Below are 15190 nucleotides of genomic sequence, written 5' to 3' on the forward strand. Positions count from 1 at the left end.
ATTATCGGAAGGTGCCCCCGGCCGTTCAACATGCTATAGACGGCAACGGGGAGGTCTAACCGACGGACGCCGGATCGACGAGAGCGGAATGCGCGAGCGTGGCGATGCCCAGGTCGCCGGGCGAATGGTTGAGCAAGCGTTCAACCGGCACGTTGAAAGCACGGGCAAGCTTGTCGAGCGTGACAATCGACGCGATAGCAGAACCGCGCTCGATCTCGCCAACATAAGAGCGGTTGAGGCCGGCGTACTCGGCTAATTGCTCCTGAGACCAGCCGGACGCCGCACGAAAGCGCCGCACCGCGGCGCCGAAGTCTCTGACGAACACGCTCATCGGGCCGCTCCGGCGACGGCGGGCTCCGCGGCGGCAGACTCACGCGGCGTGCGATCGCGGAGCGCAGCGGCGCCGGTGCCTTCGTTGCGCGACACGGCCTGCGTCACATGCGAACCTGGCGCGACATCCTGCGTAAGCCACACATTGCCGCCGATCACCGAACCCTGCCCGAGCGTGACGCGCCCAAGAATCGTGGCGCCCGCGTAAATCACGACGTCGTCTTCGACGATCGGATGACGCGCATGGCCCTTTTCCAGATGCCCCTGCGCGTCGCGCGGAAAACGCTTCGCACCCAGCGTAACGGCCTGATAGACCCGGACGCGTTCGCCGATAATGGCCGTTTCACCGATCACCACGCCCGTTCCATGATCGATGAAAAACCCCGCGCCGATCCGTGCCCCAGGATGGAGGTCGATGCCGGTTTGCGCATGCGCGAGCTCGGCGATGATTCGCGCCAGCAGCGGCAACCCCAGTCCATAAAGCTCATGCGCAAGCCGATGGTGGATCATCGCCAGCACGCCGGGGTAGCACAGCAAGACTTCATCCACACTGCCCGCCGCAGGGTCGCCGTGAAACGCGGCCAATACGTCGCTGTCGAGCAAGGTGCGAATTGCCGGCAGCCGCGCCGCGAAAGCACGTACCGCGATGCCGGCCTGAGCCTCGATCGTGGCGGCGGGCGGCGGTTGGTGACGGCTGCGGTAGTGAAGCTCCAGACGCGCCTGGCTTAGCAGTGCATGCAGCGCGGCGTCGAGCGCGTGCCCAACATAGAAGTTTTCACTTTCCTGACGCAGATCGGGCGGTCCGAGCCGCATCGGAAAAAGCACGCCTTTCAGCGTGTCGATGACCTCCGAGAGCGCTTCGCGCCCCGGTAATTCGCGCCCGCCCGGCTCGAGCGAGCGTTTCTGCACTTCGCGCCATTGCTGGCGGACCGTCTGAAGCGCGTGAACAATCTCATCGACATCAAACACAGCCACAGCGGTTACTCCCCGAAAAGTGCAGCGTTGACTATCAGGCTGTCAGTCCTGAATCCACGGCAGTCCATGAAAACGCCAGCCATTGCTGGCGCCGCGCCGTTGCGCGCCGTCCAGCTCCCCTTCAAAACCTTCCAGAACATTGAACACCTGCGTGAAACCGGCTTTCGCCGCGGCCTCGGCGGCCAGTGCCGAACGGTTGCCGCTGCGGCATAGCAGCAGCACGACCGCATCCTTGCCGGTCTTCGCTTCCAGTTCACGCACGAAACGCGGATTGCGCGTCAGGCTCGTGCCGGTCGCCCACGCGACATGTAGACTGTCCGGCACAAGTCCGACGAATTTGCGTTCTTCGGCGGTGCGCACATCCACCAGCGCGGCGTTGCCGGCCTTGACGAGCGCCCACGCATCCTGCGGCGGCAGGCCGCCGGCGTACGGCAGACCGGCTTCTGCGGCGGCCGAACGGGCAGCTTCAAGCAGCGCGTGGGTGGGTCGTTCTGCGAGTTCAAGCGTCATGACGTCTCCTTCGATATCGCGCGATTCACTACGCGCTGGTCAAAGCCATCTGCGAATGCAACCGCCTATAGCCATCAGGAGACACTATGAAAGAGAGCCGGCCGAAGCCGAACCAATTAATTGTGATTTCTAAAGAAGCATCGGTTCGGTCGCTCCGGCTTGCAGTTGACCTGCTATGCCGGCTCGCCGCGGATTTGCCGCGCCACCGCCGATCCGCCGATTATTCCGGCGGGATCTTGAGCGGCACGACAAACATGCCAGCGGTGTATTCCATATGGAAATAGCCGCAGCGCGCGTAAGTGGCAATGCGTTCGAGCTGCTCGGGCGATTGGGCGGTGTAGGTAGCGGCAGTCGCCGCCTTGTCTGAGGATTGCTCGGACAAAACGGGCACGCGTTTTGAAAATTGCTTCTGCAGGCTTCGCACCGGATGCCGAAGTCCGCCCCAGATAAGCGTCGCTGAAAGTGTGGCCATACGGCCTCCGTCGATCCATTGCTATACGAATGAATCTAGCGACCTGGATACGGAATCGCAAACAAGCTTTTGTGGATTGGTTTTCGGAGAATGGTTCAAACCGTAATCAGTGTTGGCGCTGTTCGCAGTGCATCCGTGTGCCGCGAACAGCGTGCTTCCTTGCGTCCTGGAAGCCCTATGGGCAGGTATAGCCGTTATAGGCCGTGCGACGGCGCTTCGCCATACCAGTAGCTGCACTGGTGCGCAGTGTACGCATCGTAGGTGTTCGAGATCGGGTAACCGAAGTCGAGCGTTTGCCGGGTCGCCGAGGTGTACAGCGGCCAGTTCGCCACCGAGCTGCCGGAATTTGGATTACCGGAATGGGCGAAACCTGCCAGCGCCACCGTCATCGCCGTGGATAGGGTGGACTGGTTCGCCGTCGGGCTCGGGATCAGTTGCCACCAATAGTCGAGATCCGACGAATGGAAGGCGCCATAGTTCATGGTGGTCGGCGGCAGGAATGAAATCAGGCTGTGTACGCTGTATGGCGCCGGATCGGAAAAGCGATACAGGTACACCGCGGGAGAATACTTCGCGAGGTTGTCGGCGTCCTGCATTTCGCTGCAGGTGAACAGGTAGTCGCCGGTGACTTTGGCCAGCGCCTGGCTCGGTGACGAAAACTGGCTCGCCGGATAAAGCGCGGCAGTAGCTGCGCCGGGAACGCCGAGGAAGTTCTGGATCGCCGTTTGGTAACCCGAAGCGGTGACGGGATTGCCCTGTGCGTCGAAGGCCGCGGCGACGAAATATGTCCCTTCATCTTCGGTGAAGCCCGATATCACCGGCACCCGGTTGTACTGGCCACTGGCGAATGCGGCGCTCGTCGAACTCGGCAGTACCTTGCCGTCGATCGTTGCGTACCATGCCGACGGATTGCCCTGCAACAGCGCGGCCGCGGGCAGATTGCGCAAACACGCGGTACTCGCCGGATCTGTGCAGCCCCACGTTTTGGCATAGCCAACACCGTCCGTCTCAGCCTGCTGCAAGGTCTCCTGTTGCCGGTTGAAGCCGCCGCTCTGTGCAACGGCCTTCGCAAACAAACCCGCTGAACCCGGCGAAGCCAGTTGCACGTACACCGAATGGCCGCCCGCCGAATCGCCGAAGATCGTCACATTCGCGGGATCGCCACCGAACGCGGCGACATTCTTCTGGAGCCACGCGAGTGCAGCGGTCTGATCCATGATGCCGTAATCGCCGGTGGCGCCGTTGGGATCTTCCGCCGCAAGCGCCGGGTGAGCCAGAAAGCCAAGCGCATTGAGACGGTAGTTGATTGTCACCACAATCGCGTTCGCCTTCAGGGCTAGCGCGCTGCCGTCAGTTGCGGCGCCGGAACCAACAATGAAGCCACCACCGTGAATCCAGAACAGCACGGGTAACTTCGTTATGCTTGCGGTAGTACCCGGCACATAAACGTTGATGAAGAGACAGTCCTCACTTCCGGTGGGGGCCGTCGCCGTGCCCTGCAAACATGCAGAACCGACGTGCGATGCGTCGTACACGCTCGTCGTGTAAGCCGCGGCAGCAACGGGCGGTTTCCAACGCAGCGCGCCGGTCGGCGGCGCTGCATACCGCAAGCCGAGAAACTCGCGCACGCCGTTGACGATAACGCCCTTGACCTGTCCTTGCTGGGTCGCGACGACGGTAGGGTCGGCGGGCGACGCGGTGTGGACGCTGCCGCCGCAACCCAGCATGACGAGTGGGACCGCTACTGCGATGAGCCAGCCAATGGCTCGTTGGCGATAGGTATTCATGCTTGTCTCCTGTAACCCAGGGAACGCAACCGCCTGGCGCTTAACCCGGATTGGATTCAACTGGCGGTTTGAGATGGACGGCGATCGATACGCTGCGCATTCGCGCCTGGCGTGCCAGGGGCTAGAACAGCGTGCGGATCCCTACCCGCACAGCAGTCGACGATTGACCTGTTCCGACATACACGCCATTGGTAAACACCGGCGCTGCTCCCCCACCCAGGAAAACCGGCGCCGCGCCACCCGATGCGCGCAGATAGGTCGCGCTCGTATAGACATCGGTGCGCTTCGAAAGCGCGTAGTCGAGCAGGAGCGTCGCGTTCTGCCACTTCTGCGAGCCGAGCTTGCTGTACCAGTAGCCGCCCATTAGCGTGGTGGCAGGCGTGAACTGAAACACTTCGTTCACTTCATAGGTCGGCATCGAGCCGTTGTCGTGACCGATGCGGAAGTGCGTGTCGGTGAACAACAGCCGCGTCAGGCTCCGGCCGAAACGATAGCTGCCGCCTACACCGAAGCTGCTAACACTATTCGCCAGCACCGGCGTGGCGGGAAGATCGGGGAAGAAGGTCGTACCGGCCTGGCTCGGTCCATTCAGGCCGAGATCATGTGTATCGGTATACGCAGCGCCGAGGTTCAGCGGACCATTCGAATAACGCAGTCCAAATGCAATCACGCGCCCTGTTCCGGCTGATACGGATTGCGAAGGAAAGGCATACAGCGCGCCCGCTTGCAATCCCGCGTAGTTCGGCGACGTGTACTTGATCGCGTTATTGATGTGCAGCGTGCCCGCAAGGTGATCGAAGTCGCCCGGATGCCACGAGTACTGGCCAGCAACTTGCCCCATGGCAAATTGCGTGAGGTTGTCCCAGAAGAAGTCGTACTGCTTGCCGAGCGTGAAGCGGCCGTAGGTTTGATTTTCAACACCCAACCATGCCTGGCGGCTAAACAGCACACCCGATTGCACCATCGTGCCCGAGTAGAGATTGAAACCGTTCTCCAGGTCGAATATAACCCGCGTGCCGCCGCCGATATCCTCCACACCGCGCAAGCCCCAGCGATTCGACTGGATCGAGCCGTCGTTGGCGACGAAAGTCGAATGGCCATTCAGGTTGCTGAAGTAAGTAATACCCGCATCGATAATGCCGTACAGCGTCACGCTGCTTTGTGCATGCGCAATCGGACTGCTCAAAGCCAGTACTGCGGTTGCGCTTAAGCTCAAGGCAAACTTTTTCATTGCTAGTCTCCTATATATATTTTTCCACGTAAAAACTCCCCCTCCCCAAGGGGAATATCTGGTCGCTGACTGGTACGCCGTACGGACCATCCGGTACTTCCGCTATCCGGGCGTTTGTGATTGGCTCAGTCCAACAGGGCCTGGCCCGATCGAACGGCACGCCGTTGCCGACTTCTCGACATCAAGACAATCCCCACGACCATGAAAGCCGCAATGACCAGCGAAGAAGTGATTCGGCCCAGTTCCAGCCCACCTTCGCTATAGGGTTTGGTGAGCGTATCGCCGAGGGTGGCGCCAAGGGGGCGAGTGAGGATGTACGCAATCCAGAAAAGCGCACTGGGCGGGACCTTCTTTAGCCAGAAGTGCGCCGCGGCCACGACGACGATCAGACCGGCGAACACCAGCGCGCCGCCGTCGAATCCCAGGCCTGCACTGGTTGCGACGAAATCGCCTAGTGCAGTCCCGAGCGTGTTTGAAATCAGAATCGTTAGCCAGTAAAAGACTTCTTCCTTCCGCGTCGCAATGTTCTCGAACTCGACCCTTCCGACGACGCGGCGCCAGATGTAAAGGATCAACAGAACACCGCAAAACAGCATGACGGATGATTTCACGTAGCCAAGGCCGACGGTGCGATCAAGGTAATCCGAAGTCGTCGTGCCGACGGTCGTTGTGGCGACCACCACGAGCCAATAGACGAAAGGGCGATACCGTTTAGACGCGATCTGGGCCGTCAATGTGACGAAGAAAAATCCGAGGAGGATGATGCTGCTGATCGCATAACCGAGCTTCAACGTCATCGAAAGGGCGTCGCCGCCGGTCTCGCCAACCGTGGTCGCGAGAATCTTGACTGCCCAGAACATCAAGGTGATCTGAGGGACTTTACTGGCTGGATCAGTTTCACGACGCTGATCTGAATCTTGAATGCTGGTCATCACATGGTTCCTTTGTCAGGTGCCTTGACGCGTATATCAACATGACGGCACATAGCCGGTGCAACCCCTTCAGGCCGATCGGATGACCACGCCCCCTGAATAGAGAGCGGGCGGCCTTTGCCGGGCACGCGCTTACTGCGTGGCAAATACCGATACGCCTGGGTTGGAAAATTCAGCCGACGCGCCGCCCGCGTGCGGCACGAACACACGGTGTAACTCACCATCTACCGCGACCGAGTGCGCGTGAATTCCGACGGGGACGCTACCAAGGAAGTGCCGTGTGGTCGCGTCGACGACGCCGAGCGCCGAGTCGAATTTCGCGTCTTTCCGACCGACCTGAGAAATACCGTCAGCAGAGTGGTGGCCAGCGGGAAGGAAATAGCGCTTCGAAACCGGGTCATAGGCGACCTGGTCTGCACCGCCGAATGGCAATTCGGCAAGTGTCTTGCCGTTGCTACGGTCGATGATCAACGTCAACTGCTTGCTCCCCTCATCGGGATCGCACCCAATCAGCGCATCGTTGCCCGGTCCGATTGCGATGCCGGTTGGCGCGTCGCACCCTTTGAGCGCAAACACCTTCGAAACAGCGGGCTTTCCTGCAAGAACGGACGCAACAGGAATGACATCGACTTCGCCTTTCGGATTCGCCTTCGTTCCATCGTTGTTCAACACGAAGTTCCTGTTCTTCGGGTCGTACGCGCACGCCTCGAGGCCGGTGGAGTCGGCGAGAGAAAGTTTGCCGACCACCGCTTGAGTCTGGGTATCGATGAAGGTCGAAAACGGCGGCTTTTCGCCGCCGCTCGAGTACATCACGATGTGGTGCTCCGGGTCGAGGCAACCTTCGTCGGCGCGAATCCCTGACGTGCTGACCGCGATCGTCTTGACCAGTTTCTTTTCTGACACGTCGATCAGTTTGACCGAATTGACGTCCCCCACGTAGACCAACGACGTGCCCGGGACCGGCGTCACACCAGCCGGCGCGGAGGTATCGAAGCTCTTGCCAACGCCGGCAAAATCCCCGGGAATCTGCGCAAGCAGCGTCATGGTCCTGGCGTCGAATACGTCTAGTGCAACGTTCGATCCGTCGGCGAGGTAGTACTTTCCGTCTGCGATCGCGCTTGTGTCGAAGGCAAAGTGCGTCGCGACTTTAATCGGGATATTAGCGGTCCACTTCGGCAGACTGTCCGCCGATCCGGTACCCCAGGCGCAAACGCCAAACACCATCGCCCCTGCAACCACCATCCCGGCATATGCTCGTTTCATTTGTTGACTTCTCCATCAGTTGTTAAGGTTTCGATACGCATCACGGCTGAATCTGACAATCGACGCAATTAAAAGGAGTGGACGATACCGATGCGAACGTCGGCTTGCTGACCTGTCGACGACGGCGCAAATGCCTCGCCAAGAACTGCATCGACGCCGGCCGATGCTTTCACGTAGTCCGACGAGATATAAATCTGCGTCCTCTTGGAGAGGGCATAGTTAGCCGCTGCCGTCACCTGATTCCATTTGTAGCCCTGAAAACCGGTGTGTTGGTAGCCGACGACAAACTGCAAGAAAGGATTAGCCTGATACGTCGCCCCACCCTCATAGACGTGCATCACAGAGGCCTCGCCCTGGTACTTCAGCGTCGTGTCGGTAAAGTTGCCGTAAAGGGTGAAATCGCCGATCGCATACGAAGCGCCGATGCCGAACGTGGCCAACGAATGGAGCGTGAAGGCCGGCTGGAGGTCGGTGGCCGAATTGCCGGTTCCCGTCACGGTCGGTATGCCGAAGAAGGTGCGCAAACCGATCTGCGCGTACGGGTCCAGCGTCGGCGTGGCCTCGAACGTATAGTCCGCGCCAATCGTCAGGGGTCCGTTTGCGTACTGTCCGCCGACGCTCCACGCGCTGCCGTTATGGAAGTTTCCCGCCGTATTACTGAAGCCATACATCGCGGCGAACTGGAATCCTTTGATGGTCGGGCTGGTGTACTTGACGGAGTTTGGCATCCGGTCGTTGTTGGTGTGGTCGAAGTCCCCTTGATGGACCGCATAGCCACTGCCGAGCGCGCTAACGTTGAACTGGTTAAAAAAATCGAAGGCCATGTCGTACTGGTAACCCATGGTGATCCTGCCGTAATCCGTCTCCAGGCCAATCAAGGCCTGGTGCGCGAATTCCGTATTGGCGGGAAGCATTTTCCCGCTGTTCAGATCGAACAGACCTTCAAGCTTGAACACCACCGTGTTACCGCCACCGAGATCCTCGTGACCGGCGAGGCCCCATACGTTCGGGTACAGCACACCACTATCGAGCTTCGTGTTATGACCGCCTCCCTCGTTGTCCACGAACGTCAGGCCTTCGTCGATTCTGCCGTACAGCGTGAGGGTGCTTTGAGCGTGAGCAGCCTGGCTCATTAACGCAAACAACGTTGCTGCACTCAGGGCGAGCTTATTCATTCATCGTCTCCACTCTTTATTTTTCTAAGGCAAAACGGCGCCCTCCCTCGCAGGAGGGATCGCTGTTCCCGAAAGGGAATGCCCGGCGGGCCGCCGGACGCAGGTGATACGGGGGTCTAGCCGCTAACCGTCGAACCGGTATAACGTCGAATCCGTGCGAAAGCGGATCTCGTCGCTCAGACTGTTGCTGACTACCAGATAGCGCTGACCGTTATCGACAAAGCTGGTGGCGTCGGTTGCACCGGACGTCGCGAACTCACCCACCCGTTCGAAGCGCGCATCCCGCCACTGGAAAATCTCCGATTGCTGCACGACAACCGGTGCTTTAGGCGTTCCGGTGATAAAGCACACGCGCACCAGATAGCGCCCCTCCTTGCCGTCGATCAGACACAGCTCGCGTCCACCCGGGCCGCCCAGCATTTGCATATCGACAAACCGTGCGCCGTCGAATCGATAAAGCGTGGTGTGTTTAATCAGGTTCGCGTGCACCAGCCATAACGCGCCCTCTGCTTCGAAAAAGCGGAATGCACGGCCGCCGTTTTCGTCGAACGTCTGCAGTGGCACAAACTTCTCGCCATCCCAGCGATTCACTGACGATCCGCTGACATGGTCCGCATACGCGAGATAGTGCTCACCGCCGAATGACACGAACGCGAAGTTGTAGCCCCACTGTCCATTGAAAGTCTGAAACGGCACGAAGCGCTCGCCATTCCATTCGAACAGGCACGATTCGCGTGGATGTTTCGGCACGACACCGTCGATCACCACGCCTTGCGCCAAAGCGAGGAAATGACGCGAGTCGAACGAAAAGGCAATCCACTGCTTCGCCGCGAATACCGGAAAGTTTTGCAGAGGCACCCATGCGCCGGCGACGCGTTCATACACCACCGCGTCGGTATCGAGATCGTACGGTCCCTTGCCGCTGCGAATGCCGGCCGCGGCGAGAAAGCGCCGGCCGTCGATCTCGAAGTACTCGAGGTCTTCGCCGCCGGGCAATGACAGCGCTTCATGCTCGATGAACCGGCCGTCCTGCCAGCGGTAGATCGGCGCTTCAATGTCGCTGTCGCCAGCATTCATGTAGGGCGCCTCACCCGGTACATCGCGTGCGAGTTGTGGCACGCCGAGAAAGGTGCCCTCGTCCGTCGTAAAGACTTCGACCGCGCGCGCACCGCTGGTGGGCAGTTGCTGCAGTGTCGTAAGCAGGCCCCCGCCCAATTCAGTTTTTGCCATGACCCGCTTCTCCCAGCTCCGAACCCGTGATCGCAAAAGACGCAGTCGGCGTGACCGGTCCACTCTCGTTTTCGCGCGGCCGCAGCACATTGGCGAGACACAGGCCTAGCGCCGCGCCTACCGCGAGAATCGCCGCCAGCATGAAAAGTGTTTCGAACGACAGATGCTGCGAAAGAAGCATGCCGCCGACCACCGGCCCGACGATCGAACCAATACGTCCGATCGCCAATGTCCAACCGACACCGGCCGCCCGCACATTGGCGGGGAAGAGATAGCTGGCGATCGCCGGAAACGTCAACTGCCCGCCGACCAGAAACGCGCCGACTGCAAACAGCATCGCCAGCGCGATATTCCCCGCACCGATGATCTGGCCAAGAGCCACCGTCAATACCGCGCCACCAAGAAAGGAAATGGCCACCGGCAAAAAAGGCCCACGTTTGCTGACCAGGGTCGAAATCACCAGCGCGCCACCGATGGCGCCTAAATTGAGCAACACCGAACCGAGCGCAGCGCGGCCCGGTTCGACGCCGTTCATGTTGAGGATGGTCGGCATGAAGCTGACCAGGAAGCCCGACAGGATCATGCTCGACAACACGCTGACCCACAGTGCCAGCGTCGCCGGGAGCCGGCCGCCGGTAAACATGCTGCCGACCACGTTCAGACCGCGCGCCGCCGCTTGCTGTCGTGCTGCCGCCCGTTCGGCGCGGCTGACGGTTTGCGCCGGAATTACGAGGAGCACCGGGATCAGCGCGAGCAACGCGAAGGTGCCGCCCATCAGAAACACGAACGGCCAGCCGAAGCGCACCATCAACGCCGCGGTGATCGCACCGCCCACCACCGCGCCAAGCGGAAAGCCGATGAACATCAGAATCACCAGCGAAGAGCGGCGCTGCGGTGAACTGCTCTCAGCCGTGATCGCCGCGACCGGCGGAATGGCGCCACCCATGCCGAGGCCGCCGAGAAAGCGGAGCGCGGCCAGCATCGTCGCCGAGGTGGAAAAAGCACAGCCAAGCGTGAAAATGCCCGTTACGGCGAGCGCCAGCAGTAGCATCGGGCGTCGGCCGAAACGGTCTGCCAGCGGCCCGATAATCAGCGAGCCGAGCACCGTGCCGATGAAGCCGGCGCCAAACACGCGCCCCAGTGTTGCGTGATCGATCTGCAACGACTTCGCCAGCAACGGCGCGACGAATGACAACATCAGCGTGTCGAAGCCATCGATCATCGACACCGCGAAGCACACCAGCGTGATGCGCAGCACGTTGCTGAGCGGCGGACCCGCCGACGGCTCTTGTGCAAGTGAGTTCATGAAGCCTGTCTCCTTCATCAAGGGCGTTTTTTTATGGCCCGCGCGGATGCCCTTGCGCGCAGGTATTGATCCAGCGGCCGTCGCTATGACTGCACGGTGCTCGGGAAAGTCACATTCGTAAAACCAGGAATCTCAACTTTTTGCGGCTGATTGCCGTTGCGGTACAACTGATCGACGATGTAATCGGCGACGCAGTTGGACAGCAGTTGCGTCGGATCTTCCATGATGCGGCGCAGGCGAGCCGCGGTCGCATCGTGATCGTCGACTGATGTGATGGGCGGCATGCCGTCGGCCGGCGCCGGATCGAACCGATACGGTTGCTGCCCGGGAAACAGCGAGCGCGCGACATCGATACTCGAACGGGTGTTGAGCCACAACGCCCGATACGTGCGTTCCAGTTCCGCGAGGCCTGCGGCGTCCGGCAATTCGGCGACCGAGAACGACGGTGCGTGCGGCGCGACGAACACGCGTTCGGGCAGCAACACGCGATTCGACGCGCACCACACCAGATAGCACATGTTGTTCGACGCCCACGTCACACCGGCAGTCGGCCTGCCCGAGCGGCCGCTGACGAGCACCATCAGGCGGTTCCAGTCGAGCGCTTGCGCGCGCAACCAGTTGCCGATGCGGTAGACGATGTCGAGAAACGCGAGCCCGAAGGTCGCGAACATCACGTCGTTCATCGGCACAGGAAACGCGCTCGTACGCGGCGCGGCAAAGTACTCGTCGTTCAGGCGCGCGAAGGTCAGCAGCGAATGATCTTGCTCGGCCCGCTCGAGCAGATCGATCGTCACGCCACAGGTATAGTCGACGAGATCGGCAATCTTCTGCTCGTGGCCCGCGAAACTCTCTACCGCGACGTGATCGCGCCAAAGCGCAAGCGAGTTCGCCGCGCGGGTTTCCTGTGCGTGGTTTCGCAGGTTCGACGCGTCGTGTTGCCACGTGTCGTCGTGCGGCGACAGTTCACGCATCCGCGCAAGGTAAGCCAGCGCCAGCGGCAGATGCGATACCGCCGTCAACTCGATGAAGCCACGCGTCGATTTGCGAAAACTCTCGATCGTCGGCGCACGCCCCGCGCCGGGAAACAGCACGATGTCGCTGCCGGTCGACACGAGCAACGGGTCGTCCGCTTGCTGCTGCGCCATCTGCTCTGTCAGATGCGCGCCGATGCTCTGCGGGTCCGACGTGAACGCGCGAAAGAGACCGGCAAACGCTGCGTTGGGTTGATAGGGCATAGTGAGTGGGTGTCGCCTCAATAATCGTTCAGTTGCCGCTCAAACTGTCGCTCAGTAATCGAACAACCGTGCGGGGTTGTCGGACAGGATCATCTTGTGCACCGCCGGATCGTCGGTCCACGCACCGAGCAGATTCAGCAATTCGCCGGTGTCGCGCGTCGAATCGGGAATGTGCGGCCAGTCCGAACCCCAGATCACTTTCTGCGGCGCAGCCTTGATGATCGCTTCGGCCATCGGCGCCACGGCTTCATAGCCGCGATGTTTGGCGATCCGGTACGGCGCACTGAGTTTAAGCCAGCAGCTACCATCTTTCAGCAAGCTGAGCAGACGGTCGAAATCCGCTTGCGTGAGGCCGTCTTCTTCGAGCATGTAGCCCATGTGATCGATGACGAAATCGGTCTGTACGTCGGCGAGAAACGGAATCAGATTGCGCACGACCCAGCCCGGCGCATAGAACTGCACGTGCCAGCCGAGGCTTGAGCACAAGCGCGCCATCCGTGTGATGTACTGCTGGATCTCGACGGTCGGCAGCCCGGAACGCGCAAACAGATCGAGGCGCACCGCGCGAACACCGGACTGATGGAAGCTGTCGAGCGTCACCGCGTCCGTGCCCTCCTCGATCATCACGACACCGCGTGCGATCGACCCTGCCACATGCAGCGCGTCGATCAGACAACGGTTGTCCGTACCGTAAAAACTCGGCTGCACGATCACGAAACGCTTCAGGTGCAGCACGCTCATCATCTGGAGATAGTGCGAGAGCTTGCCGTCCGGCAGCGTGTAGTGCGGATGCTCGACTTTCGGGTATTTGTCCTCGGGGCCGAACACGTGCATGTGCGCGTCGCAAGCGAGCGGCGGCATCGTGAACGACGGGCGCGACAAGGTTTCATAGTCACGCATCGGCGTGGAAATCAGCGGGGTTTCTGCCATGATCTGAAAATAAGAGTTCGAATTAAAGTTGACGTGCCTGCTCGACGCGCTCGCGCAACGCCGCCAGATAAACATCGCTGTCGATGCCGGCGAAGATGAAAGGCGCGGCGCCCTCGCGGCGCAATTCGTTGAGCGCCTCGCACTCCGGCATTCCGCCCACGATCACCACCTTGCCGTGCCGCTGTGCCGCTGCAATCACCTTGCGGCACGCCGCCACGACTTCGGGATGCGCCGATTCGCCGGTGTGGCCCAGATCGGCGGAGAGATCGTTGCAACCTAGCGCGAGCACGTCGACGCCTTCGATCGCCGCGATCGCATCAGCGGCTTCGACGCCGGCCCGGCTTTCGATCAGCACCTTGAGCACGGTCGCCTCGTTCAGACGCCGGTTGAGTTCGTGAGCGGGAAGTTTCTCGAAGTTGACGTAGGGCAGCGTCGCCAGTTGCGAACGCTGGCCGAGCGGCGGAAAGCGCGTGGCGATCACCGCATCGCGCGCCTGTTCGGCGGTCTCGACGCGCGGCACGATGATGCCGAGCGCGCCGCCATCCAGCACGCGGTTGATGGTGCCGTAGTCGCGCTCCGGCACGCGCACCCACGGCATCAGGCCGAGGTCGACCGCACAGGAGCACAGTTGCGACACGGTGTCGACCGGCAGCGAACTGTGTTCCATATCCACCCAGATCGTGTCGTAGCCGGCCGCTTTGGCCCAGCGGACCACATCCGTCGTGCGCGAGGCGCGAATTCCCAGCGCAATGATCTTGTGTCGTGCTCGCAGGCGTTCGACCAGTTCCGCACCGTTCATGCTGTCTCCGTCGTTGTGTTGGTGGAAGACAGTATCGCCCCGGAAACAGTTTTGATTTATTCTCCAAATCAAGCTTATTGATTTACAGAGCAAATCAATGAATATCCGTCATCTGGAATTTTTCGTGGTGCTGGCGCAGGAGCTGCATTTCCGGCGCAGTGCCGAGCGGCTGGGCATTACGCAGGCGCCGTTGAGTCTTGCGATCCAGTCGCTTGAGGCGGAACTGGGCGCGCGGCTCTTCCATCGCACGCGCCGCACTGTCGCGCTGACCGAGGCGGGGCTCGCGTTGCTGGACGACGCACGGGCGATCCTCGCGCGGATCGAACACGCGAAGGAAAGCGTCTGGGAGACGGTCAGCGGCGAGGTTGGGCGTTTGCGGGTCGGTTTTACCAATGCTTCAACGCTGTCACCGTTTTTCCCGCGGCTGATTCACGCGTACCGGACGCAACGTCCAAAGGTCAACATCACGCTGCTGGAGTTGTCGTCGTCCCGGCAGATTGAGGCGATCGAGCAGCGCGAAATTGACGTCGGTTTGCTGCGGATGCCCGAAAGCGCGCCACCCACCGATCTGGTGTTCACGCCTCTGATGGAAGAGCCGCTACTGCTCGCCATGCATGCGCGGCATCGGCTCGTCAGTGCCCCATCGATCAAGCTTAACGATCTGCGCGACGAGCCGTTCATCGCCTATCCGCGGCAAGCAGGGGTCGCGGTTTACGAAAAGATTGTCGCGTTGTGCGCAAAGCGCGGATTCAAACCCCAGGTCGTCCAGGAGGCCCAACAGGCGTCCACCCTGATCGGACTGACCGCCACCGGTCTCGGGATTTCGCTCGTGCCGTCGACGCTGCAGACCATCGCGGTGCCGGGCGTTGTGTTCAGACACCTGGACGAAACCGACACCATCACCACGCTATACATCGTTCACCGCCATGGGGACGCCAACGCCCGGGCGATGCAATTTGTGGAGTTGGCGCGGGGTCTTCGGGACGAAACTTCATATCGCACATAATGGCATCCC

General features: G+C 60.8%; 15 protein-coding genes. 1 reads left to right on the plus strand and 14 read right to left on the minus strand.

Annotation, left to right across the window (positions count from 1 at the left end):
- Nucleotides 1-55: 55 nt before the first annotated feature.
- From PQR40_RS33030 to PQR40_RS33095, 14 genes are all read right to left on the minus strand, one after another.
- Complete coding sequence (locus tag PQR40_RS33030; protein WP_408510708.1) at nt 56-331, minus strand: helix-turn-helix domain-containing protein; 276 nt, start codon at nt 329-331, stop codon at nt 56-58.
- Complete coding sequence (gene epsC / locus PQR40_RS33035; RefSeq protein WP_408232984.1) at nt 328-1305, minus strand: serine O-acetyltransferase EpsC; 978 nt, start codon at nt 1303-1305, stop codon at nt 328-330. Before epsC ends, PQR40_RS33030 begins: the two co-directional genes overlap by 4 nt.
- A gap of 42 nt (nt 1306-1347) precedes the next feature.
- Nucleotides 1348-1815 carry a rhodanese-like domain-containing protein gene (locus PQR40_RS33040; RefSeq protein ID WP_408510709.1) on the minus strand — a complete coding sequence of 156 codons (468 nt, stop codon included), beginning with the start codon at nt 1813-1815 and terminating at the stop codon, nt 1348-1350.
- Nucleotides 1816-2035: 220 nt separating this feature from the next.
- Nucleotides 2036-2287 carry a hypothetical protein gene (locus tag PQR40_RS33045; protein WP_408510710.1) on the minus strand — a complete coding sequence of 84 codons (252 nt, stop codon included), beginning with the start codon at nt 2285-2287 and terminating at the stop codon, nt 2036-2038.
- Nucleotides 2288-2481: 194 nt separating this feature from the next.
- Nucleotides 2482-4074, minus strand: a complete 1593-nt coding sequence (locus PQR40_RS33050; protein ID WP_408510711.1) for a carboxylesterase/lipase family protein — start codon at nt 4072-4074, stop codon at nt 2482-2484.
- Between the two features lie 121 nt (nt 4075-4195).
- The gene (locus PQR40_RS33055) at nt 4196-5305 is read right to left on the minus strand and encodes a porin (protein WP_408232997.1); all 1110 of its coding nucleotides are present in this window, start codon (nt 5303-5305) and stop codon (nt 4196-4198) included.
- Between the two features lie 125 nt (nt 5306-5430).
- On the minus strand, nt 5431-6237 hold the full coding sequence (locus tag PQR40_RS33060) for a COG4705 family protein (protein WP_408510712.1): 807 nt from the start codon (nt 6235-6237) through the stop codon (nt 5431-5433).
- A 132-nt stretch (nt 6238-6369) separates the two neighbouring features.
- Nucleotides 6370-7500, minus strand: a complete 1131-nt coding sequence (locus PQR40_RS33065; protein ID WP_408510713.1) for a YncE family protein — start codon at nt 7498-7500, stop codon at nt 6370-6372.
- A gap of 68 nt (nt 7501-7568) precedes the next feature.
- The gene (locus PQR40_RS33070; RefSeq protein ID WP_408510714.1) at nt 7569-8675 is read right to left on the minus strand and encodes a porin; all 1107 of its coding nucleotides are present in this window, start codon (nt 8673-8675) and stop codon (nt 7569-7571) included.
- Nucleotides 8676-8798: 123 nt separating this feature from the next.
- Nucleotides 8799-9905: a hypothetical protein gene (locus PQR40_RS33075; protein WP_408233000.1), complete on the minus strand. Its 1107-nt coding sequence runs from the start codon at nt 9903-9905 to the stop codon at nt 8799-8801.
- The gene (locus tag PQR40_RS33080) at nt 9892-11211 is read right to left on the minus strand and encodes an MFS transporter (protein ID WP_408233003.1); all 1320 of its coding nucleotides are present in this window, start codon (nt 11209-11211) and stop codon (nt 9892-9894) included. Before PQR40_RS33080 ends, PQR40_RS33075 begins: the two co-directional genes overlap by 14 nt.
- A gap of 83 nt (nt 11212-11294) precedes the next feature.
- A complete protein-coding gene (locus PQR40_RS33085; protein WP_408389182.1) occupies nt 11295-12446 on the minus strand; it encodes a DUF5624 domain-containing protein in 1152 nt (383 codons plus the stop codon).
- Nucleotides 12447-12497: 51 nt separating this feature from the next.
- The gene (locus PQR40_RS33090; RefSeq protein ID WP_408510715.1) at nt 12498-13376 is read right to left on the minus strand and encodes an amidohydrolase family protein; all 879 of its coding nucleotides are present in this window, start codon (nt 13374-13376) and stop codon (nt 12498-12500) included.
- A 22-nt stretch (nt 13377-13398) separates the two neighbouring features.
- A complete protein-coding gene (locus PQR40_RS33095; protein WP_408389178.1) occupies nt 13399-14175 on the minus strand; it encodes an HpcH/HpaI aldolase family protein in 777 nt (258 codons plus the stop codon).
- Between the two features lie 97 nt (nt 14176-14272).
- Between PQR40_RS33095 and PQR40_RS33100 the strand changes: the two genes are divergently transcribed.
- Nucleotides 14273-15181: a LysR family transcriptional regulator gene (locus tag PQR40_RS33100; RefSeq protein WP_408233015.1), complete on the plus strand. Its 909-nt coding sequence runs from the start codon at nt 14273-14275 to the stop codon at nt 15179-15181.
- The last annotated feature ends 9 nt before the right edge of the window (nt 15182-15190 follow it).

Origin of the sequence: Paraburkholderia sediminicola, assembly GCF_046026855.1 — a bacterium.
Lineage (GTDB): Bacteria > Pseudomonadota > Gammaproteobacteria > Burkholderiales > Burkholderiaceae > Paraburkholderia > Paraburkholderia sediminicola_A.

What these genes read in the sequence shown, in the direction of transcription:
- PQR40_RS33040 (WP_408510709.1), bottom strand. Translation starts at nt 1,815, where the DNA reads ATGACGCTTGAACTCGCAGAACGACCCACCCACGCGCTGCTTGAAGCT.
- PQR40_RS33090 (WP_408510715.1), bottom strand. Translation starts at nt 13,376, where the DNA reads ATGGCAGAAACCCCGCTGATTTCCACGCCGATGCGTGACTATGAAACC.
- PQR40_RS33095 (WP_408389178.1), bottom strand. Translation starts at nt 14,175, where the DNA reads ATGAACGGTGCGGAACTGGTCGAACGCCTGCGAGCACGACACAAGATC.
- PQR40_RS33100 (WP_408233015.1), top strand. Translation starts at nt 14,273, where the DNA reads ATGAATATCCGTCATCTGGAATTTTTCGTGGTGCTGGCGCAGGAGCTG.
- PQR40_RS33085 (WP_408389182.1), bottom strand. Translation starts at nt 12,446, where the DNA reads ATGCCCTATCAACCCAACGCAGCGTTTGCCGGTCTCTTTCGCGCGTTC.
- PQR40_RS33065 (WP_408510713.1), bottom strand. Translation starts at nt 7,500, where the DNA reads ATGAAACGAGCATATGCCGGGATGGTGGTTGCAGGGGCGATGGTGTTT.
- PQR40_RS33080 (WP_408233003.1), bottom strand. Translation starts at nt 11,211, where the DNA reads ATGAACTCACTTGCACAAGAGCCGTCGGCGGGTCCGCCGCTCAGCAAC.
- PQR40_RS33045 (WP_408510710.1), bottom strand. Translation starts at nt 2,287, where the DNA reads ATGGCCACACTTTCAGCGACGCTTATCTGGGGCGGACTTCGGCATCCG.
- PQR40_RS33030 (WP_408510708.1), bottom strand. Translation starts at nt 331, where the DNA reads ATGAGCGTGTTCGTCAGAGACTTCGGCGCCGCGGTGCGGCGCTTTCGT.
- PQR40_RS33060 (WP_408510712.1), bottom strand. Translation starts at nt 6,237, where the DNA reads ATGACCAGCATTCAAGATTCAGATCAGCGTCGTGAAACTGATCCAGCC.
- PQR40_RS33055 (WP_408232997.1), bottom strand. Translation starts at nt 5,305, where the DNA reads ATGAAAAAGTTTGCCTTGAGCTTAAGCGCAACCGCAGTACTGGCTTTG.
- PQR40_RS33070 (WP_408510714.1), bottom strand. Translation starts at nt 8,675, where the DNA reads ATGAATAAGCTCGCCCTGAGTGCAGCAACGTTGTTTGCGTTAATGAGC.
- PQR40_RS33075 (WP_408233000.1), bottom strand. Translation starts at nt 9,905, where the DNA reads ATGGCAAAAACTGAATTGGGCGGGGGCCTGCTTACGACACTGCAGCAA.
- PQR40_RS33050 (WP_408510711.1), bottom strand. Translation starts at nt 4,074, where the DNA reads ATGAATACCTATCGCCAACGAGCCATTGGCTGGCTCATCGCAGTAGCG.